We start from the raw sequence: 25,029 nt of genomic DNA, 5'->3' as shown, positions 1-25,029 counted from the left end.
GTTCAGTTTAGGAAGAGAAAAATGCTAATAAACATTAGAAATAACAAACTAAAACGCTCAGAAAATATTCTGAGCGTTTTTTATTTCCTTCTTCAACTAAAGCACCAGTTAGTGTAAAAAGCTATTTCACCATTTGTATGGCTAACTTATCTTTTAACATTGACCTATATGAGTCAATTTCATATTTTGTATTATTGATTGTTTCTTTTTTCATTTTTAACATATCGAATATTTCTAATTCTAAATTCCTTCTAGCTTCAAGAACTTTTATCGCTCCTTCTACACCTGAATGGTGATGTTCTTTCCCATAGCCTTGGTTAGTGTAATAGTCGATAATTCCTGTGGACCATTCTGGAGTTCTTTCTTTTAACGCCTTCCTAAATGAAAATTCAAGATTATCTTGTTCTACATACAATAACATTGGGTTTAAATTTTCTATGATTTTTGCAACTTTCATTACATAATTTATTATTTTTTCTTTTTGTTCACCATATTTAATCATCCCAATAGTTAATGGATTTTGTATGAAACAACATTCAAAGATATAAACCTTATTGTCTTCTAGAGCGATTTCAGTAAAGTCATTCCATTTGTCAGCAATTAATTCAACATTTTTATCGAATGGTAATTCGTATATATCATTTTTTAAAATAATGTTAAATAATTCGTCCGAAAACTGGTCACCAAACTCATTTTTCATCTTTCTGTATGGTAATAAATAATTGCTTCCTTTTTTTAGAACTTTCTTAAGGAGCACTTCTTTAAAATCTCCACTGTTAGATAATAATCTATTGAACTCAAATTTATTAAAACAAGATACACCATCATAGTCGGCTGGGTGGTTCAAATTTCCCTCTAAAAATAGTTCAACTTCAATTTTATTTTGGCTTAGAATTTCATTTATTAGCTTTGCAGTGGTTGATTTTCCAAATCCAGGTAACCCTTCTACTATTATTAGTTTTGTATTCATAGTTATAAACCCCTATCTTCAAAGTATTTAACCAAGATTAAAAAAATCACTTAATCCACTACAATCACCCCTTCAAAATATGATATTTACCATTTCCTTTGAAAAAACCTTCTTAAAGTAATCTGAACGCTAGTTTAAGAACATTTTTTCACAATCTCTATAATTATTTTAACATAAATTTTCCATTTATCTTATTATTTAGAACGCTATTTAACTATATAAAAGCGCTTAAACACTGAAATAACAATAAAAAAAGGGATGCTAAATCATAAGTGATTTACATCCCTAATTTGTATGTTATTTTATATTTTCACTCCCGTAACTATACCCGTTATCATACGAAAAGGACTCTTTTTATTTCACATTACGGCGCAAAACTAATTTGACCAGTAAACAATAGGATAATCGCTATGATCCAAAATATAAAAAATGATGAGGACAGTATTAATGAAAGAATAGCAATTCCCTTCTTCTCTGTTCTTTTCGTCATTGTGATTATTGAAAGTGTGATACCTACACCTGTCAGGGCAATTGTAATATAATCTCCAACTATATTACCTGCATTGGCTATCCTTGTTGGCGTTATAAAAACGAATAGAAAACACAAAATGCCGATGAGTAAAGATACATAGCTTATTATACTGTACTTCTTTTTAGGAACTATTTCAGTTTTCATACTAACCCCACCCCTTCTATATAGCTATGAGTTTATATTAGCATGAATAACCATAATTTGGTTACAACAAAAAAACAGATACAGTGGAAACTTCCACTGTATCTGTTTTTTTATTTAATAAATAAGCCTGCTATTTCTTCTTTATCATTATAAGTTATAATAAATGTCCGTTGTTCTTTACTATATTTCGCTACAAGAATAACAGTATATAAACCATCTTTTTCTTCAATCGATTTTTTCTCTATTTTTTCGAACGTACCAGCTTTCTCAATTACAGGTGTAAGGTCTTTCATCTTTTCTTCTGGTAACCCCGCTTTCATTTTACTATCAAATTTTTCATGCACTTCTTTATACTTTTCCTCATTTAATAATGATACAATTTCTTCCGCCTTCGGAATAAATTTTTTTGACGTACTTTCTTCTACTTTATTACCAGTACATGCTGCGAGCGCGAACGCCGCGATAGCACTTATAATAATAAGTAACATTCTTCTCATTTTAATATACCCCCTTTCTTTTTAATATGAAACTATGGCTAAAAACGAGTACAGCAGAAATTGCGATTGAAACTTCTACAGCAATGATTCCATTTGTTCCTGATACATATTGCGGTATAATACCTGCTAATGTATTTACAGCTCCATGAATGAGTATAGCAAAAACAACATAACGAAATTTCTTTTGGACGACAGCTTGCAATACAATGAAGGAAAGCCCAATATGCAATACCATCGCAAAGACGCGCTCAATACCGCCGAAATAATAACTATCACCATTTGGGATGACTGTTTGTGACAATAATAAGGATATTACCGGGATACCAACTATCAACACTGCCTCAATACCACCATGCCCTGCTCCAAATAAAAAACCAGACTGCCAATCTCGTTGTTTCATAAAATAGCGCATTGCGATAAAACGAGCTATCTCTTCAAAAATACCTGCTGATAAACTAAGCAAAAGTACAAATAGTACAGGCTGCGTAACAGAAAACATTTGAAAATCTGTGCTAGTTCCATTTAAATAATTCAGTATTGGTATGCGAATTAATATTTGTGATACAACAAAAGCCAATACACCTAACATATATGGAAAATAGCGTTTCTTCCAAAAAGCATATAAAAGTGCTACAAGCGGTAAACCAAAGCTAATCATTGTTGTAAAAATAAGACCATTCATCTCGCTTCACCTCTTACTTGAAGTGTATAAAATTAAGTGAAGGAAGTATGTAGTTATTTCTTATTCGGTTTTATTTTCATCATAGATGGTCATTTTTTATCTCTTTTAATATGAATGTTTGCGTGAAATAAGGGCTTATATAAGTTGTTTCTAATGTCGCGTTATTTGTTTTGTTAATGATTCTTTTTAACGAGAATAACCCGTATCCTCTCGCACCTTCTTTACTTGAATGGTTTTTCTCATAAATTTTTTGCAAATCAATCCCTTCACTCTTTGAACTATTACGTACAATAAAATACTGTCCTGAATCCATTTCAAAGAATGCAATTTGCAATATCTTTTCCTCACTATGTACTGCTTCTTCAATTGCATTGTCTATTAAAACCGAGATAATGCGAATAAATGATATGATCGTCATCGAAATACTTTCAATTTTCTCCGGTATATCAAGCATTACTTTTAGGTTTTGTTGCTGGGCAGTGCCAACTTTCGCTCTTAATACACTTCTCACTTCAGGAATATGTATGCGAGATAATTTTGCAATATCAAGTTCATAATCATTTATTGTTTTTAATGTAGGAGCTATAACATCATAATACACTTGCTCAATTTCTTTCACATTATTTGTACGTATTCCCTCTTCTAACGATAGTAATACATTCATATAATCATGACGGAAACTAGCAAGCTCATCATGCATATCCTCTAATTTCTCCACATAATCTAATAACTCTTTATCTAAACGTTTTTCATGCTCTTCTCGTAATTTTTCTTTCGATAGGTGTGAGCTTATTAGTACAATGATTATTAATAATAAAAATACAATAATCGCTGAAATATAACTTACTTCACTGTATTGTTGATTTAGTTGTTCTAAAAACTCAGTAGATGGCCTAGTTAAAATTAGTTCAATAACGAATCCGATAATTAATAATATATAAGTTACATAGTATAGCGGACTACCTACTATATATTGAGCAATTTTTCGAATTCTTTTACGAGCTACTAAAATACCGATAAAAGTAAGGATTGATACAATAAGATGAATAATGCTACCTGTCCATAAATATAAATTGAATGGCGTTAACATAAAGATTTTCATTCCTAAATCGAAAAGCAACATTTTCACTAACGTTATAATCACCATACTCACTAGTGCAAAATATAAATTATGCTTAAATTTCAATTCATTTTGCATTAATCCTAAACTTATTAGAAATAACACAATGGTACTATTCAACTCTGGATATCTTGTTACTGTTACGACAACAGCAAGTAAAATAATGAATACTGTACTCAAAGCTATTAACATTCTAACTGACAATCTGTTGTACCGGATTAATTGAATGTATAAAAACGTATGGCTCATACTAGTAAGCAATATTGCAAATAAATCATAAATATACATTACATCTCACCTTTTAACATCTTACGTACTTTACTCACTAAACGACGTGATACTGGAATACGTTTCCCACTTTTTAAAACTATCATTTTTTGCTTCGCATCATAAGAAGACATTCGCTTCGTATTCACGATATATGATTGATGACAACGAAATAAACGTTCATCTATTAATTCAATTTCTTTTAAAGTGCCGTAAAAATAAACCATTCGATCTAACGTCACTAATGCTAAACGATGTGGTTCATCAGTCATAACATATTCAACTTCTTGAAATGGAACTCGTACAGTCGCATTACTGTTTTCAACGATAAAATCATCGGATGGAATGATATGCTTATTACGCACTTCATATTGGAGTAAACATTGTTCAAAAACTTTATATCGCTCTTCGTATGGCAACCCTTTATCAATGAAAGTTAAAGCCGATACCATGTATTGATATGAAATAGGTGCAAATTCAGAATGTGTCGTTACAAACACAATGATCCCTTGCTTATCATACTTTCGTATTTCTTTCGCCACTTGTAACCCTTTACGCTCTTCTCTTTTTATCTCTATATCTAAAAAATAGATTGGAATATACTTCGCCTTTGGAATATTATTAATGATGTTGTCACTTTTACTAGTTACCTCAATAAAGTCAAAAGGTAACATATATTTTTCACAAACCTCCTCAACTAACCGCTTCATTTGCTGCGCTTGTATGACATCATCTTCTAAAATGAAAATACTCATGTGATCACTCTCTTTTTTGAAATCTTTTCATCTATAGATTTATCTATAACTATATAATTCAAATTGTTATACTAATCTCCTTCCCAATACTTACTAAATAATTTGCTATAACATAGAATAACCTCAACTTTTCAAGCAAAAAGCTGAGGTTTTCTTCAAATCATTCAATGACTAAATCCGCCTTATCCCTCGGCAATTCCGTTTCTAAGTAATAATCCTCTGCTTTCCAATACCTATTTTCAAATTTTGAAAGGTTTTTCTGTGTCTCCTCACTCTCACGTAGAAACCTTGTCTCTCTTGGACAGTCCAAATAGACCATATAATGAAAGAAATCTCTCCATTCTTTTCGCTGCAGAAAAACTCCTTCAATAACAATTACCCCTACAATAGGAATCTGTACTTTTTCCATTTCACATATATCTGTTTCTTCATGAAAGAAAGGTAATTTCAATTTTGTTTCATGTTGTAGCTTTTGAAAAAATTTCTGCCTTAGCCATTCAATGTCCCATTGTAAATAATAATACTCGTACCATTCTTCATATCCAGTATGATATCGTTTATTACGCTCCACTATGTGATCATCAATATGGAAAATATGAAACGGAATGCCTTCTTGTTTCATATTTTCTTTTAAATTGGCTACGAATGTTGTTTTTCCAGATCGACTTAAACCATCTATCCCTAAAATAAAGCGGTTTTCTTTATGCTTCTTCATAACATTTATAAGCTCATTTGTACTCATTACTTCTTCCACTCTTCTTTTAATAACGAGTATAGAATGGTATCATGAGCGACACCATTTTGAATCATATGTTTTCGAAGTAATCCTTCTTCTTGAAATCCTGCTTTTATTAACAATTTTTGAGAACCTTTATTTTCTACATATACAACCGCTGCGATTCTTATTAGTTGCAGCATTTCAAATCCGTAAGCTAAAATCGCTTGTAATGCTTCCGATGCATATCCTTGTCCCCAATATGTATCATCTAATTCATAACCAATTTCAGCTCGTTTATGATGATTATTAATTAAATGAAATCCGCACGTTCCGATTAATTGGCCCGTCCCTTTTTTCTCGATTCCCCAGCGAAATACACTGCCCTCTTCATAACGATTTTTAAACGTTTGAATCGTGGTTTTCGCTTGCTCAATATTTTCGAAAGAATCCATTCCGAAATAACGTATAACTGATTCTTTCGAAAAATATTGGAACATCGTTTCTGCATCTAATAGTGTAAGTTCTCTTAAGAGTAAACGTTCTGTTTCTAGTTTTGGAAATCCCATCTCTCTTTCTCCCTCTATTCTAATGAACTGCAAATTTCAATATAATTTCCATCTGGATCAGCAATGTAGGCAATTGTTTGTCCCCACGGTTTTACAATCGGTTCAACTAAAATCTTGATTCCTTGTTCTCTAAATTGCTCAATCGTTTCTTGTACATTCTCAACAACGAATCCTAACTCGAAATGAGAAGACTGTAATTCACCTTCTGTAAGCGGTAGTCCTGTTAATTCTTTCACATCTTGCCGCGTATTCATCGCTAAAATGGTAGTTCCAGTATTAAATTCAATATATGTGCCGTGCTCTGCTTTTATAGGTAACTGTAAAATATCTTTATAGAACTTTAAACATTCCTCAAACTTTTCTACATATAAAATGATGTACTTCATTTTCAAATTCATTTTACATCCCCCTTTGTATCTATCCCTAAAATTTCGACAAAAGTCTCACAAAAACCTTGTTCCTTGTAGTAATGAGCAAAAAAAATGAGGCCGATTTCTCGGCCCCCCAGCTTATTGGCATAAAACAGGAGATTTGGTTTGGACATAACCAGTTCGTACTTTTATTATATTTTATTTTTTCTGAATTTTAAATACATTAAACACCTATTTATATTGAGAAAGTTTTTTGCTTGCATAAAATTAAAGATTTTAAGAAATGATACAAATGGAGGTGTATACATATGGAACCAATGCTATGTCCAAGTTGTAAAACGAACCGTACCCGCTTTAATATTCTTGAGCAACAAGTAAAACCAGTCAAAATAAATCCACAAACTGGTCAAGTGGAAGAAGAATACACAAATGAAACGATGAATGCTTTTCATATGGCTTATCAAGGACCTACATACCGTGTCCAATGTGCTGTATGCGGACTTGTTGAAAACCCTGAACAATTTATTAAACCTGCGCAAAATCAGTCTTTCTAATAAAAATATGATTATCCCTTGTAGAAATAGATTTTTCTATAAGGGATTTTTTCGTTTAATACGTTAATTAAAAATGTATTTCTTCCTTATTATATGTTAAAATCCACACCATTTTAGTAATATTTACATAAGGGAGGTGAAACAAATGATTTTAAATAAAAAGATAATGCTTCCATCAACATTTCTACTATTAACTTGTCACATAATAAGCTTTTACTTTTGGATTTCCGATTGGAAGAAAATCTCGACTTCTTACGGTTTAGCTATATGGATACTTTCTACTGTTTGTAGTCTTTTACTTTATTTCCTTTACAAAAAACAAAAATCTAATAAAGTGATATTCATTGCTAGTTCGTTATTATTAATTACTTCTTCATTTATGATTTTTTTAGGTATTGTTACTGGTATTATCTTTGTAACTGTTAGTTCTATGCCTTAAATATATAATGTTTTATTATATAAAAAATAGTTAACAAAATAGAATTACATAAAAATTAAAGAAGATAATATGTCATTGTTCATTGTCATCATTATCTTCTTCTAGGGTCTAATCTTTATTATAATATTTCACTTTTCAATTTCTTGATTTTCCAAAAAATCCTCATGAAGAAATAAGCATACATACAACCTACAAACCCTGTCATAACTTTCGCCCAAATTGGCACCCTTGATTCTGTTGAACTTAAAAATACGCTATACATTGAGGGTAATATAGTTATTGAAATCAATGCGAAAAATTGTAATAATTCCTTCATTTTTTGTACCTTCGTGTCCTTCTCTGAATATATGTCAGGTAACTCAATTCCCTTCTCTACTTCCTTACAAAAATAATTCCATCTTGTAAAACTTGTGACACGTTTCCAACCAGACATTTCATATATTTCAAAGTACTCCTGTTGTTTTTCTTTTGAATCCCTATAAACCAATCTAAAATCCGCTTTATATATTACATCTTTCGGTTCTGTTTTCTTAAACGTATACAACAAATTATATCTTTGTAACGCCCAACCTTTTTGATGCATTTTCCGTAAAAAAGCTTCTTCTTTTTCTAAACTCCATGCCATGAAAAATTTAAATATCTTCTTTGTCTCCATCTCTCATTCACTCCCCTAATATACTATTTCCATTCCTTACAGATCTCTGCAATCTGTTATACTCGAGCTCTAACACTTCTCTCCCAAACGGCGTTAACTCATAGCACTTCTTTCTGTCTGTAGAGGCAACTTCAACAATTAACTTCTCTTTTAGTAATTTCGTCGTATTTCCATATAAAGTACCAGGGCCGAGCTTTACTTCCCCATTTGTCATCTCTTCTACCATTTGCATAATTCCGTAGCCATGCAACGGCTTCACGAGTGACAATAATATGTAATATGTCGCCTCAGTTAACGGAATATATTTTTGCGCCTTCGCATTCATTATAACTACCTCCGATACATCGATATATGATATATCGACTCACGATACATCGTATATCGATATTGTATAATTATATTCCAAAATATGCAAGAGTAATTTAATAATTAAATATCCATTTCTTTGAATTAAAAAATCATACCAATTTTCTGAATAATTTGTTAAAATATAGAAATATTAGCTCTTTTATAATGAAAGGAATGGTACATATGATAAATAAATTGAAAGAAAACATCGGATCTGTGTTTGTTGGTAAAGAAAATGTTATTGATCTACTGCTCGTTTCACTTCTTGCTGATGGACATGTACTACTCGAAGACGTGCCTGGTACTGGGAAAACGTTACTGGCGAAAACCATTTCAAAAAGTATTGGTGGTAGTTTTTCTCGCGTTCAATTTACCCCTGATGTACTTCCAAGTGATGTAACAGGTATTGAATACTTCAACCCAAAAACAAGCGAATTCGAATTAAGAATTGGACCAGTTATGACAAACATTTTGCTAGCAGATGAAATTAACCGTGCAATGCCGAGAACGCAGTCGAGTTTGTTAGAAGCGATGGAAGAACGACAAGTGACGCTGGAGAAGCAGTCAACTCCTCTTCCGAAACCGTTCTTTGTTATTGCGACGCAAAACCCAATTGAATCACAAGGGACTTTCCCTCTTCCAGATGCACAGCTTGATCGCTTTTTAATGACGATTTCAATCGGTCATCCAACTCCTAAAGATGAGTTACAAATGATGCGACGTTTTCGGAACGATTTACCATTAGAAAGTGTCACATCTGTCATCTCATTAGAAGATATTTTAGAAGCTCAAAAACGAGTAAAAGAAATATTTGTTTCGGAACCGTTAGAACATTACATTATTAAACTTGCTCATGCTACAAGAAATCATGATTATATCGCTAACGGTGTAAGCCCACGTGCCACATTAGCTTTAGTACGTGCTGTTCAAGCTTTAACCTTTTTACACGGGAGAGAATATTGCACACCAGAAGATATACAATTGTTAGTTCCTTCTGTTTGGAATCACCGTATCGTCTTATCAATGGAAGGTGCCCTGCGTACGACAAAGAATGATATTATGCAAAGTATTTTAAAAGAAGTTGACGTACCTGTGGAGATTGAACAAGCATGAATGGACAGCGTGTTGTAACTGTGCCTTTATTTTTTCAACTCCATATTATTCAACTAACCGTTCCAATCGCATTACTTTTCACATTCTTTTTCCCGCAACGAATGCTTATGTTTCTCTTTTTCTTCTATTATTTATTTGCGATTTTTATTTATAAATATGTCGCTTTCATAGAGAAGAAGTTTCAAATCATAAATGAGAAACAAACTACACGGATTTTTCCTGAGGAATCTGGACAGTTTTTTATTCATTTAAAAAATGGAGCCAGCATACCAATCGTTAATGGTGTTTGTTACTTTCATTTAAATTCGTCCCTTATACCGCATAAAGAGCAAGGCATTGAACAAATATCAAAAACGTTATTCTCTTTCCCATTTTCACAACCTGCACATTCGGCACAAAAATGGGGGTTAACATTAACCGCCACGAAGCGTGGTGTGTTTCAAATTGAACAATTTGAATGTGTATTAAAAGATCCATTTCATCTATTAACTGTACATTTACCTGTTTTTGATAAATTAAGGACTGAAATTATTGTGTATCCTTCTCCTAAAGAAGTAGCAGGTTTGCAAGAACTTCAGCAACTTTTGAATGGATCTTATCGAACGAATTTTTCTTTTTACAATGATGAAACATCTATTATCGGTGTAAAGCGATATGAGCGTGAGTCTTTCCGCTCTATTCATTGGAAGGCATCTGCTAAAATGCAACAATTACAGGCGAAGCAATATGAACCTGTAAAAAATTATAGTTGGACGATTTGTCTTTCTTTAGCTGCCGATCGTGGATTTGGTTGGAAAGATAATGTAGAAGAACTTATTTCATATGCAACATACATTTTCCAGTATGCAACGAAGCACCACATTCCGTTTGAATTGTTTATTAGTGTATTAGCAGAAGGCGGTGCATTACATGTACCGTTAAATGAAGGACAAACACAATATGCAAAAGCTTTAGAAGAATTAGCCCGTATTTCAGATGATAGTACGTTACTTCCGAAACAAGGATTCCTTCATTATGTAAAGAGAAAAAGAGAACGATCGTCTACAATGATATACATTGGTTTACAAAGAAATGAACTCCCTCTTCTCTCGCAGCCAACGTTTCTCATTACTAGTGAAGGGATGGTGGAACCAGTTGAAAACTTGGCTATATCACATTCATGATTTCATTCTGCTCCTTCTGCTTTCATTATTAACAGAAAGAGATGAACTAATTAGTATTGCAATATTTTTAACAACAGGCTATATTGGAGTATTTCTTATTCATAAATTTATGCAGAAAAAAACAACAGGATTTGTAATACTTTTAGTTCTTCAAATCGTTCTTTTCTCTTTATTTTTACCTTTTTCTCTATTTGGCACAATCATATTACCACTATTTTTCTTTATCGTACATGTGGTCGGACCTGGATATCCAGTTCAAAAATCTTTAGGTGGTATTGTATGGTTTGTCGTTTCAGCTATATTTTATGCACCCTTTCCACCGTTGTGGAAACTATTAATGTTAGCCTTGCATCTTATGATTACATTTTGGTTAACCGGGGCAAATCGCAAACAACAACTATTACGTTTTTCTTCTATCATTACGATTGGCTTAATGAGTATATTAATTGTTCAAGTATTTCCTTTCATTCGACTTATTTTTAGTTTTATAACGGAAGTAGTCGCATTAGGCTTCGGCTATGCTTTAATGCCATTAATTAAAGCAGCGGAATTAAAAGATACTGAAGATGTTTGGGCAAATAAAGGACATCTCTTAAAACCAAAAATTGAAGACGGAAAAAAAATTCCTGATTTTGATCCAATACTCATAAATAGCACTACAATAATAGTCTGTACAGCTATCGCTATTTACGTCGTTTGGAAAATAGTAAAAAAACGAAAACATTTAAGTTTACCAAATATGCCCGCCTTCGAATCTACTATCATTACTGATAAAGAAGGAATGAGCCAAAATCGTTTTAAACGAAATAAACCGCCACATAACGAAATTCGGAAGGAAATTTTTAAGCTAGAGAGTAAGTTAACCCCTCCTTTAAATAGAAAACGGGGAGAAACTGTTGAGGCTTGGCTAGAAAGAATAAACGATGAAGAAGATGTAAATATTCAAAGTGATATTATTATAGATACTTATAATACGGTGCGTTATTCAAATAGTGCAAACACTGTACTTCTACATGAATTTAAGGAAGAGATTCATAAGCTTTATGCATATCAAAAAAGTTTGAAGAAATGAAAGAAATAACGTAACAAAAAGACTCCTATATTCATAGGAGTCTTTTTGTACTTCTACGTTGCTTTTTAAATGGAAGCATTCTTCCCTGCTTCAATTTCTAATGACTCTTCATGCCACCAAAGTGTTTCTTCAGGGTCTTCTTTAGCGATTTGGTGTGCTTCTTTTTTCGTTTCTACTGTAGGATATGAACCTTTTAGCGCACGCCCTGAAGTTGTAACGAATAGTACACTAAATACAACTAATCCAATAATACTTACACCTGCTAAATAAAATGCCGGTGCGAGCGGGTTACCAGTTGCATGAACTAAGTATGAACATACAAGCGGTGTTGTTCCACCGAATATCGATACAGAAATATTAAATGAGATCGAAAGTGCTCGATAACGTACATCAGTGAAAAAGAGTGATGGTAATAATGAAGGTAATGTTCCTTCATATACACTTAAGAAGAAACCTAGTACGAAAATACCTGCAAATATAGCTGCAATATGTCCGTTACCTATTAGTAAAAATGCTGGAATTGCAAATACAGTTAAACCAAGTAAACCAATTTGCACAACGCGTTTATTACCAATTTTATCACTTAATTTACCGAAATATAGTGCTAGTGGAATCATAAGTGCCATCGTAATAGAAATAATTAATAAGCCTGTTGTTTCTTCGACTTTAAGTACTTGAGTTAGATAAGAAGGAATATACGAAAGAATCATATAATTTGTAATATTAAAGAAGGCGACAATTACTGTGCTTAATAAGAAGTCTTTTTTGTGATATTTAATAATATCCATGAATGAAAATTGTTCATTGTCTTCAGATTCCTCTTGTGCTTTTTCCATCTCTTCAAAGATTGGAGATTCATCTAGATGACGGCGTAAGTATAAACCGACCAAACCAATTGGTGCAGCTATTAAGAACGGAATACGCCATCCCCAGCTGAGCATTTGCTCATCTGTTAACAATAACGTCAAAATGGTAACAATTACCGATGCAGCAATGTAACCTGAGAGTGTTCCAATTTCAAGACCACTACCGAGTATACCACGCTTTTTATCTGGAGAAGATTCTGCGATATAAACCATTGCTCCTGAATATTCGCCGCCTGTAGAGAAGCCTTGAATCATTCGGGCAACTAAAAGTAGTATTGGTGCCCATACACCAATTTGTTCATAGGTTGGTAGTAATGCGATGAATAATGTAGAAAGTGCCATTAAAATAATAGTAGTACTTAACACGATTTTTCGGCCGTACTTATCTCCTATTCTACCAAAGAATACACCTCCGATTGGTCGAACGAGAAAGGCTGCTGCAAATGTACCGAATGTAAGTACAAGTTGCAATCCACTATTATCAACACCAGAGAAGAATAATTGACTTAAAATTACCGCTAAATACGCGTATAATCCGAAGTCAAACCACTCCATTGCGTTCCCTATACCAGTAGCAATTACTGCTTTCCTGGCTTGTTTAGGATTAACAATATTAACGTCTTGAGGTTCAAAATTTAAATCATTATTTTGTTGCATATAATAAAACAGCTCCTTATTTAATTTAACTTCTTTAAGCACACCTTCTCTTATTGAATAAAATTAATTCGAAGCACTTAAGGAAAAGCAACGTCTCCTTATCTGTTATTATTATTTCACATAATTAATTATTTGTCCAATTAAATGCTCTTTTTATATAAAATTAAACCCTGTTTAACTTGTTATAGAATGACGTTCAGCTTATATAACACATACCTTTACACTACAAATGAAATTTTAATTTATTTATATTTATAACGTTTCTGTAATTGCTTCCTTTAACCTAGAAATTAGTAACTTTTACTAAAGATTTGCATATATTTAAAAAGTGAACTCATTAGCTCGAATTTTGTCTTATTACATTCAACTATAGTATTATTATAGATTTAAAGGAGGCTATTTTATGTTGGAAATAATACTTTTACTTGCTACTGTTTCTTTTCTCTTCATTATTTCTGGATTTTTCATTACCTTAAAACAATATAAAGAAATAAAAAATATAAAGACTATATTAACTACAAAAAAAGAAAATGAGAAAACTACATCCAAAAACTCAATCCCTATGCAATTAGACCTGAGCGTTCTCAATAATTTACTCGCGTCTGGAATAAATAAAGGTTCCAATTCAAGTAATGAAAATTCTAAGTCTGATAAAACTAAATAGTCGTTACGTATATAATAAAATATATATCTCCTATTTTATCTAACCTTATTAATAACTACCTCTGATTCAAAAGGAGACTACTTATGTGTAAAAATCCGATTTCTATTATTATTCGTATACAGCATAACATAAAAGTTTTACCTGAAATTTTGAAAGCCTGTGAACAACTACAGCCTTTAGAAATTATCCTTACTATTAACGGATGTATCGATGATTCCATTGATATTGCACAATCTTACAATTGTAAAATTATCACACTAGAAGAACCGACAGAATCAAATAATTGTTATGTAATTGGTGCAAAAAAAGCAAAGGGTAAGTACCTCTTATTTTTAGATGCAAATTACATTATCCAATCTTCCTTACTTACACAATTTCTTCAACCATTACTAGACGAATCAGCTGACATAGTATTAAACAATTTAAATGACTTTTTTTATCAAAAGCAAAAGCCAACTATAGAAATGATTTGGCAGCAAGTTACGAATCATTTTTTTCATCGTCCAGATTTACATGTTAACTCACTATTATTTCCTCCCTATGCAATAACAAAAGAGATTCTTGATGCAATTACTCCAGAAAGTTTATTAAATCCGATATTGGCACAAATGAAAATTATTAAAAATAAATTTCGCATTAGCAATCATTTTAAAATTTCTATACCGCAAATTCCCTCCTTCCCCTCAAAACAACTCATTCGTTATCACCTAGAAGCAATTGAAAATTGGGTAAATATATTACAAAATTCAAGAGGAAACTATACTGATAATAATCGAAGGCGAGATATTATTTTAGAACTTCAAAACGGCGAACAAAGAGCTATACCCAAAATAATTACAGGTAAAAAGTTTTATTCAAATACTTATGGAAATAAACAATTATCCATCATTATCCCTGTTCAAAATGAAGAAAAAACGATAGAATCTATCATTTTTGAGGTGCAGAAATTAAAACCTTTAGAAATCATCATTATTGTTAATGGATCAACAGATAAAACAGAGGAATTGGCGAAGAATTGCGGTGCAACAGTTATTACTTACAAAGAAGCACTCGGCATTGATACCGGACGTGCCGTTGGTGCATATTTTGCAAAAGGTGATATATTATTATTTATTGATGGTGATTTCTTAATTCCTAGTTCTGATTTATTACCATTTGTACAATCTGTTCAAAATGGAACCGATTTAGCTTTAAATAAATTAGAGCACTACTACATGTATCGTGTTCCTTATACTATCGTAACTGCATGTAAGCATGTTGTTAATTTAGCATGTAATCGAAAAGATTTAGGTATGGGCTCCACAACTGCTGTCCCTCATGCTTTTAGTCGAAAATGCATTGATACAATTGGGTTTGATTCTCTTCTTTCACCAACCTTAAGTCAAGTTAAAACAATTTTAGCAGGATTGCATGTACAAAATGTTCATTCTATCGACGTTGACAAGATAAATCGAATTCGACCAGAAAAACACTTCTCGCAGGAAGGCTACCTTTCATTAGCAACGCAACAAATCATTGGTGATCATATAGAAGCAATTTCTTACCTCATTGAACAAAAAAGAAACACTGAATACTTTTAATTGTATATTCTTACCACCAAATAATATATGAATTCATTTTAAATATATAGCAAAATAAAAAAGATGGTTGTAACCATCTTTTTTATTTTTACATTAGATCAAAAGAAAAGTAGCAGGCAGGCTTTTCATTTCTGTATCTTTCTTAAGAAGTTTGAAAATAGAGGCTTGTTAATGAAGAGTCAACACTTAAATCATCTTTTAGTGCAATTGAGAAACATGCAACTAATGGTAAAGTAATAACAATTGATCCACTAGGACTAATTACAATAGTAGGACTTGTCCCACATGTGCCTCCACAATCGACTACTGCATCAATTCCACTACCAGGGGTAATTGTAATTTTAAGACACACATCTAAACAAACATTATTCGTAGTACATGCCATAACTCTCCCTCCTTTCTTTTAACAATATATGCAGTTAATTAAATTCGGACACAACTCTCTTACTAAGTCTTATAAATTAGATGTTATTTTATTATTAACTGCATAGAAAATTAACGTTTTATTAAACTATCTAAATCAACTAAAAAACTCAAATCATCCTTTACTGAAATAGAAACACATGCAATAAACGGTATTACATTAAAATTAGATAAACATTCATCATTGCACCTTACGAATATTTCTGCCCCACCATTTGGATTGACTTTAGTTTCTAAAGAAATATGAAAACAACTTTTATTGATGCAAGACAAGATATTCCCTCCTTTCTTATATCTAATATCAATTTATCCCAAAATAAAAATACCGTTACAACTTTATTTACTCTTTACCTTCCATACTTAAAATAAAAAAGATAAAAGCTTCTTCATATATATAAAGAAGCCTTTACCTTTTAGTTACTTGTTCATTTACTATCAGTCAGTGAAACATGCTCTTCACTTGTACCTGAGCTAAAAATAATAAAAATTTTTGATTTTAGTTTCATTGCAATACTAAATATCGTCAAGTTGCATAAATGAAATGTTTAAGTTACTCATTCAATAGACAAATTTACCTTTTAAAATAAATCTTTAAAATCCTTATTCTTCAATAAATATGAAAGTCCTTCTAAATGATCCCCAGTAATTCTCAATACAGCTGGTGGATGTCCTATCGTCGCAAAATGCTCTTGTGGCCGAATACGATTTGGTTTCATTACATCTACAAAATGGAGACATTCGACTTTATACCCTTCTAATATTGCCTTTACTTGTGCAACACACGCTGTGTGAAGAGTGTCCCAGCCAATTCCCTCTAAACATTTTCTACTAATAGCATGGGGAACAGCAATTGTAGATCCTACCCCTAAATCTTTACGGTTACAAGCAATATTCAACATATATTTATATAAACTTACAATATATAGAGGAAATCTAAGATTTAAATTTAAATCATTTAAAACCATATCAACACCATCCGCAACAGCTTGCGTTAACGGATGAAGATCTTTTGCTGGAATAGCAAAATCAGCATCAATAAAGAGAAGTATATCTCCTGTCGCTTCTTGTGCACCAATTGCCCGTCCTACATCATGCCCTAATCTTTCTTCATAAACAATTACTGTTGCCCCTGATTGCTTAGCAATTGCTTCTGTTTGATCTGTTGACCCATTAATGACAACAATTATTTCTTTTGGTTCAATTTTTCTTGCCTCAAGAATAACTTCTTTAATCGTTGATTCTTCATTTTGTGCTGGTATAATAATTGATAACTGTTTTCCATTATAAATAGAGGAATTCATTCCCCATCCTTTATGGAAACGTGAATAATTCTTTTGTTTTTTTAACTGCTCTATAATGTCTCTTTTTCTTCCTCCATCTGTATAATTACCTCTATCATCTTTTCGTTGTAACCAACTCTCCAAAGCTTTTATATTTTCTTTAATCTCATATACTTCTAATTTAGTTAATCCATTTTTATAGAAAGAGGTTTTGTTTGCAGGCATATTATTCAAGGAGGTGTTAGTGATGGCTGACGAGGATTGTAGTCGCCACCCTTTCTCAATAAGAGTTACTTGGGACAGAATAGGGTTCTGCAAGATATCATATCCAATGTCTTCAATTGCTTTTTTAGTAATAGCATATGGCATAGATATCATCGAATCATATTTTAAATCCATACGCCCCAATACATCGTTTACTATTTTTCTATACACCATAGCAATGCTTGGCCATTCTACTCTCATCTTTTCAAAACAAACCGAGTCTATATTATTTAAAATTACATCCTGTTCCTTTTTTAGTAGCGGTTCTATAAATCGTTCTAATTCTACCGAAAAAATAACATCTTCTCCATTTAAAAATAAGACTACATCACCATTGGCGACTTTTGCCCCATGAACTGGTGCTTTCCATTTACTTTTCTCCTCAATCACAACAACGTTACTTTCAACAAATGTTGGTATAGATTGTATCGCACTCATTCTATCATCAGCTACAATAATAATTTCTAGTGGTTTTATATGCTGCACTTTATTTAAAATTTGATTCAATTTTGATTTTTCTTCTCCTAAAACTATAACAACTGATAGGTCCACTTCTTTTTGTTCTTCTTTTACAGTCTGATTAGGTTTTACTTTTTTTATATATTCAATTGTTTCACTCTTCCCTACAGCTGCATGCCCTGCTTTTTTATCAAAATATAAGTCAATTATAATTTGATTTACTTCCGTGTCTTTATCAAGTTGCTCTAATTCGGAAATAAATGGTAGCAAATGATTTTGCACATCAAATTCACACGCGAAATTTTGCAAAAAATAAATATTCGGTACATATTTAATGTGATTAAAAAATTTCACAACATTAATTCTTTCACCAAATTTCTCTTCAACTTCTTCTCTTGATAAATTTGGATAAGACAAATCGAAAACTAGATTTATTGGTACAGGTATCCATTTTAATAAATTTGTTTGAGGATTATTAATGAAAGCTGTGGAGCCCTTAACGAATCCAGCTAAAATTAAAGACATAAATCCTCCCCCAGAACTGCCATAAAACAACACATTTTTCGAATCAACTTTTAACTTTACAAATACTATTTCTAAAATATTTGCTATATCTTGTAAATAAAATCTATTTAACTCTCCCTGTCCCCAACCTAAAGATAATTTTCCAAGATATAACGTAGGGTCATTATAATATATAACAGTATCTTCAAATTCATCCATCCAAGAATGTCGATGAAAAATAGGTGGACCAATTGGCTGTTCTTGAAACCCACCTGCTCCGGATCCAAAAACAATAGTGTTAGAAGCATCGGGCTTAATACGAATTAAAAATTCATACGTTACTTTATCCCAATCAACCTTGAGTATAAATGGTTCTGTAATTTGAAAATCCATTTGCCATAATTGTTCATATGAAATGTTAATTATTTTATACTGGTCTAACAGTTTAATCACCCTTTCCATCCATTTCAAGTTGTTCTATCAAGTAAGAGAGAGCTTCAACGTGATCACCAATGATTCTTAATACTGCCGGAGGATGCCCATTGTGACTTACATTCTCCATTAAACGAATTCTATTCGGTTTTACAACATCAACGTAATGTACACATTCTACTCTATACCCTTGTAATATTGCTTTTACTTGTGCAAGACTAGGGCATAGTAAGCTTTCCCAGCCTATTGCATCTAAACATGATCTACTCATAGCATGTGGAATTGCTACTAATGAGCCATTGCTTAATTCTGGACGATTATATGCTAAATTAAGCATATATTTTACGACGTCTACAACATAAAACGGAGGGTGTAACATCGGATTCAAATCATTTAATGCTATGTCTACACCAGCTGAAACTGCTTTTGTAAAATGATGCAAATTACTTCCTGAAACACTAAAATCACCATCAATAAATAAAAGAATATCTCCTGTAGCTTCAAGCGCTCCAATAGCACGTCCAACATTATGACCAAGTCGTTCGTTATATTCAATAATAGTAACACCAAGTCTTTTAGCAATATTAGCCGTTTGATCTGTCGAACCATTTACAACGACGATGATTTCTAGTGGTTCTATTTTTCTCGCCTCAAGTATTACTTGTTCTATAGTCTCTTCTTCATTTTGTACTGGTATAATGACAGAAAGTTGCTTCCCATCATAAATTGAAGAATGCATTCCCCACCCTTGATGATAGGAAGGGTATCGCTTACATTCACCTAGTTTTTGAACAATATCTCTTCTTTTTCCTGCATCAGTAAACCCTACTCTTCTTCCTTTTTTCTCTATCCATTTAGCTATACCGCGTAAATATCTTTCTACTTTCTCTTTTTCATTTTTGGATAACTCTTTTTTTATTAAATATCCTCCTTCCTCTATAGTCTCATCTTTAGATAACGTATTGATTGCATATTGATCGTTAATCCGCCACCCTTGATTCACAATCTTCATATGAGATAGAACGATATCTTCCATATAATTAAAGCCGATATTTTCCACTACTTCCTTCGTAAGCGCATATGGTAACGAAAGTATTGAATTGCTTTTTAAATCTGGTCGACTTAAAATTTCATTTAACATTTTTCTCCATACAATATCCATATTTGGACATTTACCTATTTCTATCAATTTATCTATTTTATTTAAAACTACATCGGCTTGATTTGTAACAATTGGCTCAATAAATCTCTGCATTTCATTTGTAGATAATAAAAAATTACTATCTACAAATAACAATACATCTCCTTTTGCTGCCTTTACAGAAGCTTCATCCCCATCATAATACGTACTATATTTATCCATCAAAACAATATGGCATTTATGTTTCTTTGCTATTTCATACAAATTACTTCTATCGTTAGGAACTAAAATTATAATTTCAAGAGGATTTAGCTTCCATATAGATTGAATTGACTCTTCTAATATTTGCTCTCTTTCACTGTACAAAATAATAACCGTTAACGATTTCATTACACGCCCCCTTTACACATCATGTGACATAAAATATTAAGTATTACCATTTCCTATGAATTTGCTACTTTATTAACATATTCAAAAGTGAATTATACTGTGTGAAAACAAACGTCTATTTTTAAAAATATAATTCTGCACTTACCTCCTTTCTCTTATCATTGTTTGTTACAACTCTCACCATAAAAAACAAAAAAAGTCCTAATTTCTTTAGGACTTTTTTAAATAAATTTATCAATATTATTAATTTTATATACTACCTTTTTCCATGTTATACCGCGATCTTTTGTAGTAAATATTTCTTTTTTATTACACGCCCAACCTTTACGCCGATTAAAAAAATGCAAACAAAATACATTTTTTAACAATGGATTACTTGATACTTTAATCCATTTTGCTCCTTTTTTTATTATTTGATACACACTTCCATTTTCACTATTTATAACCCAGCCATAATAGGAACTAAAAAACGAAACAGCCACTTTACTAGTATTTATTGTTTTATTTGAAATATGCCACGAATTCCCCTTATCAAATGAGTAATTCATTAAAAATACATCATCATTCTTTTTAGTTGGTATTACTAATAAGTTATTTTTATAGATTGCTTTATAAGCCATAGCAGTCCCATTATTAATTCCTTCAAGACTTGGAATATCTTTTATAGGATGCCAACTTTCCCCACCATTTATTGTTTTAAATACCGTTGATGTTTCATAATGTTTTTGTAATGAAATAAACCCAATTAGATCGTTTATAAATGTTATCCCTGAAATACTATCACTAATACTTATATTTTTTATTACTTTCCAAACTTTCCCTTTCGTTTTCAAATAGTATAAATTATGTTCAAATTTATTTGATGCGAGCTTTCTAGATAATACAATCCATATACTATCCATATTCGTAGCATGCAATTGTACTTGAACATCAGTCGATTTCTCCCAATCTTCTTCAACCGGTAAAATAAACTCACTCCACCTTTCTCCTCTATTAACTGTATAAAATATAGCTGGCAATAAATCGTCATTCTTTTTTGTTAAACCATATGCCCAAGAGCTTCGAGCGTTTATTGGATACCCAAATAATACAATTGAATTAAGAGGATTGACAACATCCCATTCTACTCCTCTATTTTGAGTATATAAGATAGCCTGCTTTTTATTTGTATATTGAATACTAGCCCAACCATATTTATCCGTTCTCATTTGTAAAGAAGTAAATTGAATATCATTATTTTCCAATATATCACCTCATTCTTATTATTTATATATTCGTATGCTATTATTTTCAAAACGTTCTATCATTAGTTATTTAAACCACCTGCTTTATCTACTATCTTTATACTTACTTTCCCTTTTCTTCACCACTCAAATATAACGAAATTCCTTCTATTTTTCCGTTATCATATACAAACGACTGTATTTTACAAAATTCAACTATAAAAAATGCACCCCAATTGTAAACTATCCCCAACAATTAGAGTGCACTTTATATAAAATATAGCTTTAATTTTTAAGCACTTACTACAGCAGCAACTTTATCTAAACAAATAATAAACTGATTCATAAATGCGTCAATTTCCTCTTTCGTAATAATATACGGCGGAAGTAATCGAATAATATTCCCTTGTGTTACATCGACTAACATTCCTTTATTCATTAGCTCAACCTGTAATTTCTTCACATTTTCATTCGTATCATTCAGACTAATTCCAAACATCATGCCAGCATGACGCACTTCCTGTATATAATAAGAATTTTCTTTCTGAATGTCTTGCAGTTTGTCATTCAAATATAGTGACGTTTCATAAGCTTCTTGCATTAACCCATCATCAAGTAATGTATTTAATACCGTTAAACCTAAAGCTGTTCCCATTGATGAATGAGCAAACGTTGTCCCGTGATCTCCTGGTGAAAATACATCACATAACTTTTTGCCTACAATAATTCCTCCTAGCGGTATCCCGCCTCCTGCTCCTTTACCAATTTGAATAATATCTGGTGTAATATTAAAATTTTGATAAGCAAATAGTTTTCCCGTTCTACCCATACCACTTTGAACTTCATCAACGACAAGAAGTACATTATATTTTTCACATAAATATTGAACACCATGTAAATATTCACTTGATAAAGGATAAATTCCTCCACTTCCTAAAACAGGCTCTAGCATAATCGCAATTGGTTTTTCTTTAATAATAGTCTCCTCTAATTGGTCTATATTTTCGCGCTCTACTTCATATACAGGAATCAATGTTTTAGGGAAATTTTGATATACACTTTCTTGTCTCGTAAAATGAAGTGCCCCTAACGTACGCCCATGGAAACTATTCTTCAGCACTACAATTCCTTCACGTTCTTCATTCGTATTAGCTCTATATTTATCAATTAATTTCAAAGTTGTTTCTGTCGCTTCCGTACCAGAGTTTGTAAAAAAGACCTTTCCGTTTTTTAATGAGCAATCCACTAATTTCTTTGCATATTCAATCGCAACTGGATTTAAAAAATGAAACGGCAGATGCAACGATTTTGTAACTTGCTCCATTGTCGTTTGTACAATTTTCGGATGATTATACCCTAATACGTTCACTCCGACTCCAGAAAATAAGTCTACATACTCTTTACCATCTACATCATAAAGCTTGCACCCTTCTCCTCTTTCTATCGCAACCTTCGTACGACAATACGTAGACATCATATATTCTTTATCTAATTGAAACCAATCCGACATGTTAAATTCCTCCTATTTATTTTCCCTGTTTATTTCTGTTCATTCTCTATAAACTCATGTATAAATTCATTTTTCAGATTAAAATTTTAATAGTAATTTTCTTCACGATATTCATTTTTCCATAATTTCTTCTATTTCAACAGGTCCACTACATATGTGTTTTTTTCATCTAGCGGTATGTTACTGCTTTGAACTTTGTATGTCATACATAATCGAGACTATAAAATCATATTTAGTAACAATCGACGAAAAAATTTGGAGGCTATATCGATGAATGAAAAATATGATAAACATAGGAAAGAATTATTAGAAGAAGACTTTAATAAACATCGAGAACTTACTGAACCAGCTAAATTTCACTCTCAAACAGTTGGTTCACGTGGACCCGTACTAGAGCAAGATAGTGTACTGCATGAGTCATTACAACAATTTATTCATGAAAAAATTTTAGAAAGACCTGTTCATGTAAAAGGATTTGGTGCGTTCGGTTATTTTCAAACGATATATTCGATGTCTGAACATACTAAATTAAGTTTTTTACAAAATTCTAATGAAAAAGTTCCTGTTATGGTGCGATTTTCGTTAGCTGTTAGTACGAAAGGAACACCGGATACTGCTAGAAATGTACGCGGTTTTTCTACAAAATTTTATACAAAAGAAGGCATTTTTGACCTTTTATGTAATCACATTCCTGTTTTTTCTGTTCGCGATCCGATGCGTTTCCCTGAAACGATTCAAGCATTATTGCCTTCACCTAAAAATAATTTAATAGACCCTAATAGATTTTGGAGTTTTGTCGCTAAAGCACCTGAATCTATTCATTTTGTTGTCCGTTTATACTCTAATAATGGTACGGCCAAAAGTCTTCGCCACATTCCAGGACATAGTGTTAATACATATGTATGGAGAAATGCGGAAGGTAATCGAAAGTATGTAAAGTATCATTGGTACCCGTTTGAAGGTGTACAGTACATTACTAGTAAAGAAGCAATTAAACTAGCTGCCGAAAATCCTGATTATAGCGGGAAAGATTTATATGATGCTATTGAAAATGGTAAACCAGTGGAGTATGGTTTATACGTCCAGCTCATGGATACGAAAGATGAAGCGCATCTTTCTTATGATCCTTTAGATGACACAAAAGTATGGGATGAACAGACGTATCCTCTCATACCAGTCGGGAAAATGGTATTAAATAAAAATCCTGAAAATTTTATGGAACAAGTAGAAAAAGTCGCCTTCTCTCCTTCTAATTTGCTAGAAGGCGCTGAGTTATCAGATGATAAAATGCTGCAAGGGCGCGCTAACATTTACAGTGATTCACAAAGAAGAAGAATTGGTCCCGAATTTCGCAAATTAACGATTAACCAGCAGCAAGATTGGACACCTGCTAATCAAATTACAACCGGTGAAGGAAGGTACGTTGAAGGTAAACTTGAAAGAACTTCTATAACGAAACAGGATGACTTTACGCAGGCTGGTGAATTTTATACGAAGTTACAGCCGATAGAAAAAGAACATCTCGCTGAAAACTTAGCTAGTGATTTGAAAGTTATATCCGATGATATTAGGAAGATCGTTTTGGGGTATTTCAATCGAGTATCCACTGATTTGAAAACAAAAATCGAGACAAAAATGAAAGAGCATTAAGAAGATTAAAACATGCTTTA

At 32.1% G+C, this 25,029-nt stretch carries 26 protein-coding genes; 8 read left to right on the top strand and 18 right to left on the bottom strand.

Going from position 1 to position 25,029, the window contains the following annotated elements:
• Nucleotides 1–121: 121 nt before the first annotated feature.
• The 9 genes from GBN91_RS16940 to GBN91_RS16900 all read right to left on the bottom strand — a co-directional run bounded on the left by GBN91_RS16940 (nucleotide 122) and on the right by GBN91_RS16900 (nucleotide 6,649).
• A complete protein-coding gene (locus tag GBN91_RS16940) occupies nucleotides 122–970 on the bottom strand; it encodes a P-loop NTPase family protein (protein WP_001093199.1) in 849 nt (282 codons plus the stop codon).
• Nucleotides 971–1,334: 364 nt separating this feature from the next.
• A complete protein-coding gene (locus GBN91_RS16935) occupies nucleotides 1,335–1,646 on the bottom strand; it encodes a hypothetical protein (RefSeq protein ID WP_000845561.1) in 312 nt (103 codons plus the stop codon).
• A gap of 110 nt (nucleotides 1,647–1,756) precedes the next feature.
• The gene (locus GBN91_RS16930; RefSeq protein ID WP_152121838.1) at nucleotides 1,757–2,143 is read right to left on the bottom strand and encodes a DUF3887 domain-containing protein; all 387 of its coding nucleotides are present in this window, start codon (nucleotides 2,141–2,143) and stop codon (nucleotides 1,757–1,759) included.
• A gap of 1 nt (nucleotide 2,144) precedes the next feature.
• A complete protein-coding gene (locus GBN91_RS16925) occupies nucleotides 2,145–2,825 on the bottom strand; it encodes a YhfC family glutamic-type intramembrane protease (protein ID WP_152121836.1) in 681 nt (226 codons plus the stop codon).
• Between the two features lie 79 nt (nucleotides 2,826–2,904).
• Nucleotides 2,905–4,233, bottom strand: coding sequence for a GHKL domain-containing protein (locus GBN91_RS16920; RefSeq protein ID WP_149215658.1), 1,329 nt, complete (start codon nucleotides 4,231–4,233; stop codon nucleotides 2,905–2,907).
• Nucleotides 4,233–4,967, bottom strand: coding sequence for a LytR/AlgR family response regulator transcription factor (locus GBN91_RS16915; protein ID WP_152121834.1), 735 nt, complete (start codon nucleotides 4,965–4,967; stop codon nucleotides 4,233–4,235). Before GBN91_RS16915 ends, GBN91_RS16920 begins: the two co-directional genes overlap by 1 nt.
• A gap of 160 nt (nucleotides 4,968–5,127) precedes the next feature.
• Nucleotides 5,128–5,709, bottom strand: a complete 582-nt coding sequence (locus GBN91_RS16910) for a kinase (RefSeq protein WP_152121832.1) — start codon at nucleotides 5,707–5,709, stop codon at nucleotides 5,128–5,130.
• Nucleotides 5,709–6,251, bottom strand: coding sequence for a GNAT family N-acetyltransferase (locus GBN91_RS16905; protein ID WP_152121830.1), 543 nt, complete (start codon nucleotides 6,249–6,251; stop codon nucleotides 5,709–5,711). Before GBN91_RS16905 ends, GBN91_RS16910 begins: the two co-directional genes overlap by 1 nt.
• A gap of 14 nt (nucleotides 6,252–6,265) precedes the next feature.
• The gene (locus tag GBN91_RS16900; RefSeq protein WP_001049849.1) at nucleotides 6,266–6,649 is read right to left on the bottom strand and encodes a glyoxalase/bleomycin resistance/dioxygenase family protein; all 384 of its coding nucleotides are present in this window, start codon (nucleotides 6,647–6,649) and stop codon (nucleotides 6,266–6,268) included.
• A 281-nt stretch (nucleotides 6,650–6,930) separates the two neighbouring features.
• On the opposite strand from GBN91_RS16900, the gene GBN91_RS16895 reads away from it, so the two are divergent.
• Together GBN91_RS16895 and GBN91_RS16890 are read left to right on the top strand one after the other, a co-directional pair.
• The gene (locus tag GBN91_RS16895; RefSeq protein ID WP_000433602.1) at nucleotides 6,931–7,176 is read left to right on the top strand and encodes a hypothetical protein; all 246 of its coding nucleotides are present in this window, start codon (nucleotides 6,931–6,933) and stop codon (nucleotides 7,174–7,176) included.
• Between the two features lie 145 nt (nucleotides 7,177–7,321).
• Nucleotides 7,322–7,615, top strand: coding sequence for a hypothetical protein (locus tag GBN91_RS16890; protein WP_063220879.1), 294 nt, complete (start codon nucleotides 7,322–7,324; stop codon nucleotides 7,613–7,615).
• A gap of 118 nt (nucleotides 7,616–7,733) precedes the next feature.
• On the opposite strand, the gene GBN91_RS16885 is transcribed toward GBN91_RS16890, so the two are convergent.
• Both GBN91_RS16885 and GBN91_RS16880 read right to left on the bottom strand, forming a co-directional pair.
• The gene (locus GBN91_RS16885; RefSeq protein ID WP_088363835.1) at nucleotides 7,734–8,270 is read right to left on the bottom strand and encodes a DUF2812 domain-containing protein; all 537 of its coding nucleotides are present in this window, start codon (nucleotides 8,268–8,270) and stop codon (nucleotides 7,734–7,736) included.
• Between the two features lie 7 nt (nucleotides 8,271–8,277).
• Nucleotides 8,278–8,595 (bottom strand): PadR family transcriptional regulator, encoded by a 318-nt coding sequence (locus GBN91_RS16880; RefSeq protein ID WP_000991882.1) that lies wholly within the window; start codon nucleotides 8,593–8,595, stop codon nucleotides 8,278–8,280.
• Nucleotides 8,596–8,801: 206 nt separating this feature from the next.
• Between GBN91_RS16880 and GBN91_RS16870 the strand changes: the two genes are divergently transcribed.
• Genes GBN91_RS16870 through GBN91_RS16860 form a run of 3 tightly spaced genes read left to right on the top strand, consistent with a single transcriptional unit; the run spans nucleotide 8,802 to nucleotide 11,966 of the window.
• Nucleotides 8,802–9,731, top strand: a complete 930-nt coding sequence (locus GBN91_RS16870; RefSeq protein WP_152121828.1) for an AAA family ATPase — start codon at nucleotides 8,802–8,804, stop codon at nucleotides 9,729–9,731.
• Nucleotides 9,728–10,894: a DUF58 domain-containing protein gene (locus tag GBN91_RS16865; RefSeq protein WP_001014398.1), complete on the top strand. Its 1,167-nt coding sequence runs from the start codon at nucleotides 9,728–9,730 to the stop codon at nucleotides 10,892–10,894. Before GBN91_RS16870 ends, GBN91_RS16865 begins: the two co-directional genes overlap by 4 nt.
• Nucleotides 10,866–11,966, top strand: a complete 1,101-nt coding sequence (locus GBN91_RS16860; protein ID WP_102956853.1) for a DUF4018 domain-containing protein — start codon at nucleotides 10,866–10,868, stop codon at nucleotides 11,964–11,966. Before GBN91_RS16865 ends, GBN91_RS16860 begins: the two co-directional genes overlap by 29 nt.
• 65 nt (nucleotides 11,967–12,031) lie before the next feature.
• On the opposite strand, the gene GBN91_RS16855 is transcribed toward GBN91_RS16860, so the two are convergent.
• A complete protein-coding gene (locus tag GBN91_RS16855) occupies nucleotides 12,032–13,489 on the bottom strand; it encodes an MFS transporter (protein ID WP_001186926.1) in 1,458 nt (485 codons plus the stop codon).
• A 403-nt stretch (nucleotides 13,490–13,892) separates the two neighbouring features.
• On the opposite strand from GBN91_RS16855, the gene GBN91_RS16850 reads away from it, so the two are divergent.
• Both GBN91_RS16850 and GBN91_RS16845 read left to right on the top strand, forming a co-directional pair.
• Nucleotides 13,893–14,153, top strand: a complete 261-nt coding sequence (locus GBN91_RS16850; protein ID WP_000889743.1) for a hypothetical protein — start codon at nucleotides 13,893–13,895, stop codon at nucleotides 14,151–14,153.
• Between the two features lie 83 nt (nucleotides 14,154–14,236).
• Nucleotides 14,237–15,733 carry a glycosyltransferase family 2 protein gene (locus GBN91_RS16845; protein ID WP_000335245.1) on the top strand — a complete coding sequence of 499 codons (1,497 nt, stop codon included), beginning with the start codon at nucleotides 14,237–14,239 and terminating at the stop codon, nucleotides 15,731–15,733.
• A gap of 142 nt (nucleotides 15,734–15,875) precedes the next feature.
• Here GBN91_RS16845 and GBN91_RS16840 read toward each other — a convergent pair whose 3' ends face one another.
• From GBN91_RS16840 to GBN91_RS16815, 6 genes are all read right to left on the bottom strand, one after another.
• Nucleotides 15,876–16,118 carry a hypothetical protein gene (locus GBN91_RS16840; RefSeq protein ID WP_000752474.1) on the bottom strand — a complete coding sequence of 81 codons (243 nt, stop codon included), beginning with the start codon at nucleotides 16,116–16,118 and terminating at the stop codon, nucleotides 15,876–15,878.
• A gap of 110 nt (nucleotides 16,119–16,228) precedes the next feature.
• A complete protein-coding gene (locus tag GBN91_RS16835; protein ID WP_001277646.1) occupies nucleotides 16,229–16,429 on the bottom strand; it encodes a hypothetical protein in 201 nt (66 codons plus the stop codon).
• A gap of 305 nt (nucleotides 16,430–16,734) precedes the next feature.
• A complete protein-coding gene (locus tag GBN91_RS16830; protein ID WP_152121961.1) occupies nucleotides 16,735–19,056 on the bottom strand; it encodes a glycosyltransferase in 2,322 nt (773 codons plus the stop codon).
• A gap of 52 nt (nucleotides 19,057–19,108) precedes the next feature.
• A complete protein-coding gene (locus GBN91_RS16825) occupies nucleotides 19,109–20,626 on the bottom strand; it encodes a glycosyltransferase (protein WP_152121826.1) in 1,518 nt (505 codons plus the stop codon).
• A gap of 221 nt (nucleotides 20,627–20,847) precedes the next feature.
• The gene (locus GBN91_RS16820) at nucleotides 20,848–21,870 is read right to left on the bottom strand and encodes a hypothetical protein (RefSeq protein ID WP_000429609.1); all 1,023 of its coding nucleotides are present in this window, start codon (nucleotides 21,868–21,870) and stop codon (nucleotides 20,848–20,850) included.
• A 271-nt stretch (nucleotides 21,871–22,141) separates the two neighbouring features.
• Nucleotides 22,142–23,359, bottom strand: a complete 1,218-nt coding sequence (locus tag GBN91_RS16815; RefSeq protein WP_152121824.1) for an aspartate aminotransferase family protein — start codon at nucleotides 23,357–23,359, stop codon at nucleotides 22,142–22,144.
• A 270-nt stretch (nucleotides 23,360–23,629) separates the two neighbouring features.
• Between GBN91_RS16815 and GBN91_RS16810 the strand changes: the two genes are divergently transcribed.
• Nucleotides 23,630–25,009, top strand: a complete 1,380-nt coding sequence (locus GBN91_RS16810) for a catalase (protein ID WP_152121822.1) — start codon at nucleotides 23,630–23,632, stop codon at nucleotides 25,007–25,009.
• Nucleotides 25,010–25,029 lie beyond the last annotated feature (20 nt).

Origin of the sequence: Bacillus sp. B1-WWTP-T-0.5-Post-4 (assembly GCF_009183795.1) — a bacterium.
GTDB classification, from domain to species: Bacteria; Bacillota; Bacilli; order Bacillales; family Bacillaceae_G; genus Bacillus_A; species Bacillus_A cereus.
This window is presented reverse-complemented; position numbering and strand designations above follow the sequence as displayed.

Bases quoted from the DNA above. Each gene is read 5' to 3' on its own strand.
- GBN91_RS16940 (WP_001093199.1), bottom strand. From the start codon at position 970: ATGAATACAAAACTAATAATAGTAGAAGGGTTACCTGGATTTGGAAAA.
- GBN91_RS16935 (WP_000845561.1), bottom strand. From the start codon at position 1,646: ATGAAAACTGAAATAGTTCCTAAAAAGAAGTACAGTATAATAAGCTAT.
- GBN91_RS16930 (WP_152121838.1), bottom strand. From the start codon at position 2,143: ATGAGAAGAATGTTACTTATTATTATAAGTGCTATCGCGGCGTTCGCG.
- GBN91_RS16925 (WP_152121836.1), bottom strand. From the start codon at position 2,825: ATGAATGGTCTTATTTTTACAACAATGATTAGCTTTGGTTTACCGCTT.
- GBN91_RS16920 (WP_149215658.1), bottom strand. From the start codon at position 4,233: ATGTATATTTATGATTTATTTGCAATATTGCTTACTAGTATGAGCCAT.
- GBN91_RS16915 (WP_152121834.1), bottom strand. From the start codon at position 4,967: ATGAGTATTTTCATTTTAGAAGATGATGTCATACAAGCGCAGCAAATG.
- GBN91_RS16910 (WP_152121832.1), bottom strand. From the start codon at position 5,709: ATGAGTACAAATGAGCTTATAAATGTTATGAAGAAGCATAAAGAAAAC.
- GBN91_RS16905 (WP_152121830.1), bottom strand. From the start codon at position 6,251: ATGGGATTTCCAAAACTAGAAACAGAACGTTTACTCTTAAGAGAACTT.
- GBN91_RS16900 (WP_001049849.1), bottom strand. From the start codon at position 6,649: ATGAATTTGAAAATGAAGTACATCATTTTATATGTAGAAAAGTTTGAG.
- GBN91_RS16895 (WP_000433602.1), top strand. From the start codon at position 6,931: ATGGAACCAATGCTATGTCCAAGTTGTAAAACGAACCGTACCCGCTTT.
- GBN91_RS16890 (WP_063220879.1), top strand. From the start codon at position 7,322: ATGATTTTAAATAAAAAGATAATGCTTCCATCAACATTTCTACTATTA.
- GBN91_RS16885 (WP_088363835.1), bottom strand. From the start codon at position 8,270: ATGGAGACAAAGAAGATATTTAAATTTTTCATGGCATGGAGTTTAGAA.
- GBN91_RS16880 (WP_000991882.1), bottom strand. From the start codon at position 8,595: ATGAATGCGAAGGCGCAAAAATATATTCCGTTAACTGAGGCGACATAT.
- GBN91_RS16870 (WP_152121828.1), top strand. From the start codon at position 8,802: ATGATAAATAAATTGAAAGAAAACATCGGATCTGTGTTTGTTGGTAAA.
- GBN91_RS16865 (WP_001014398.1), top strand. From the start codon at position 9,728: ATGAATGGACAGCGTGTTGTAACTGTGCCTTTATTTTTTCAACTCCAT.
- GBN91_RS16855 (WP_001186926.1), bottom strand. From the start codon at position 13,489: ATGCAACAAAATAATGATTTAAATTTTGAACCTCAAGACGTTAATATT.
- GBN91_RS16850 (WP_000889743.1), top strand. From the start codon at position 13,893: ATGTTGGAAATAATACTTTTACTTGCTACTGTTTCTTTTCTCTTCATT.
- GBN91_RS16845 (WP_000335245.1), top strand. From the start codon at position 14,237: ATGTGTAAAAATCCGATTTCTATTATTATTCGTATACAGCATAACATA.
- GBN91_RS16840 (WP_000752474.1), bottom strand. From the start codon at position 16,118: ATGGCATGTACTACGAATAATGTTTGTTTAGATGTGTGTCTTAAAATT.
- GBN91_RS16830 (WP_152121961.1), bottom strand. From the start codon at position 19,056: ATGGATTTTCAAATTACAGAACCATTTATACTCAAGGTTGATTGGGAT.
- GBN91_RS16825 (WP_152121826.1), bottom strand. From the start codon at position 20,626: ATGAAATCGTTAACGGTTATTATTTTGTACAGTGAAAGAGAGCAAATA.
- GBN91_RS16815 (WP_152121824.1), bottom strand. From the start codon at position 23,359: ATGTCGGATTGGTTTCAATTAGATAAAGAATATATGATGTCTACGTAT.
- GBN91_RS16810 (WP_152121822.1), top strand. From the start codon at position 23,630: ATGAATGAAAAATATGATAAACATAGGAAAGAATTATTAGAAGAAGAC.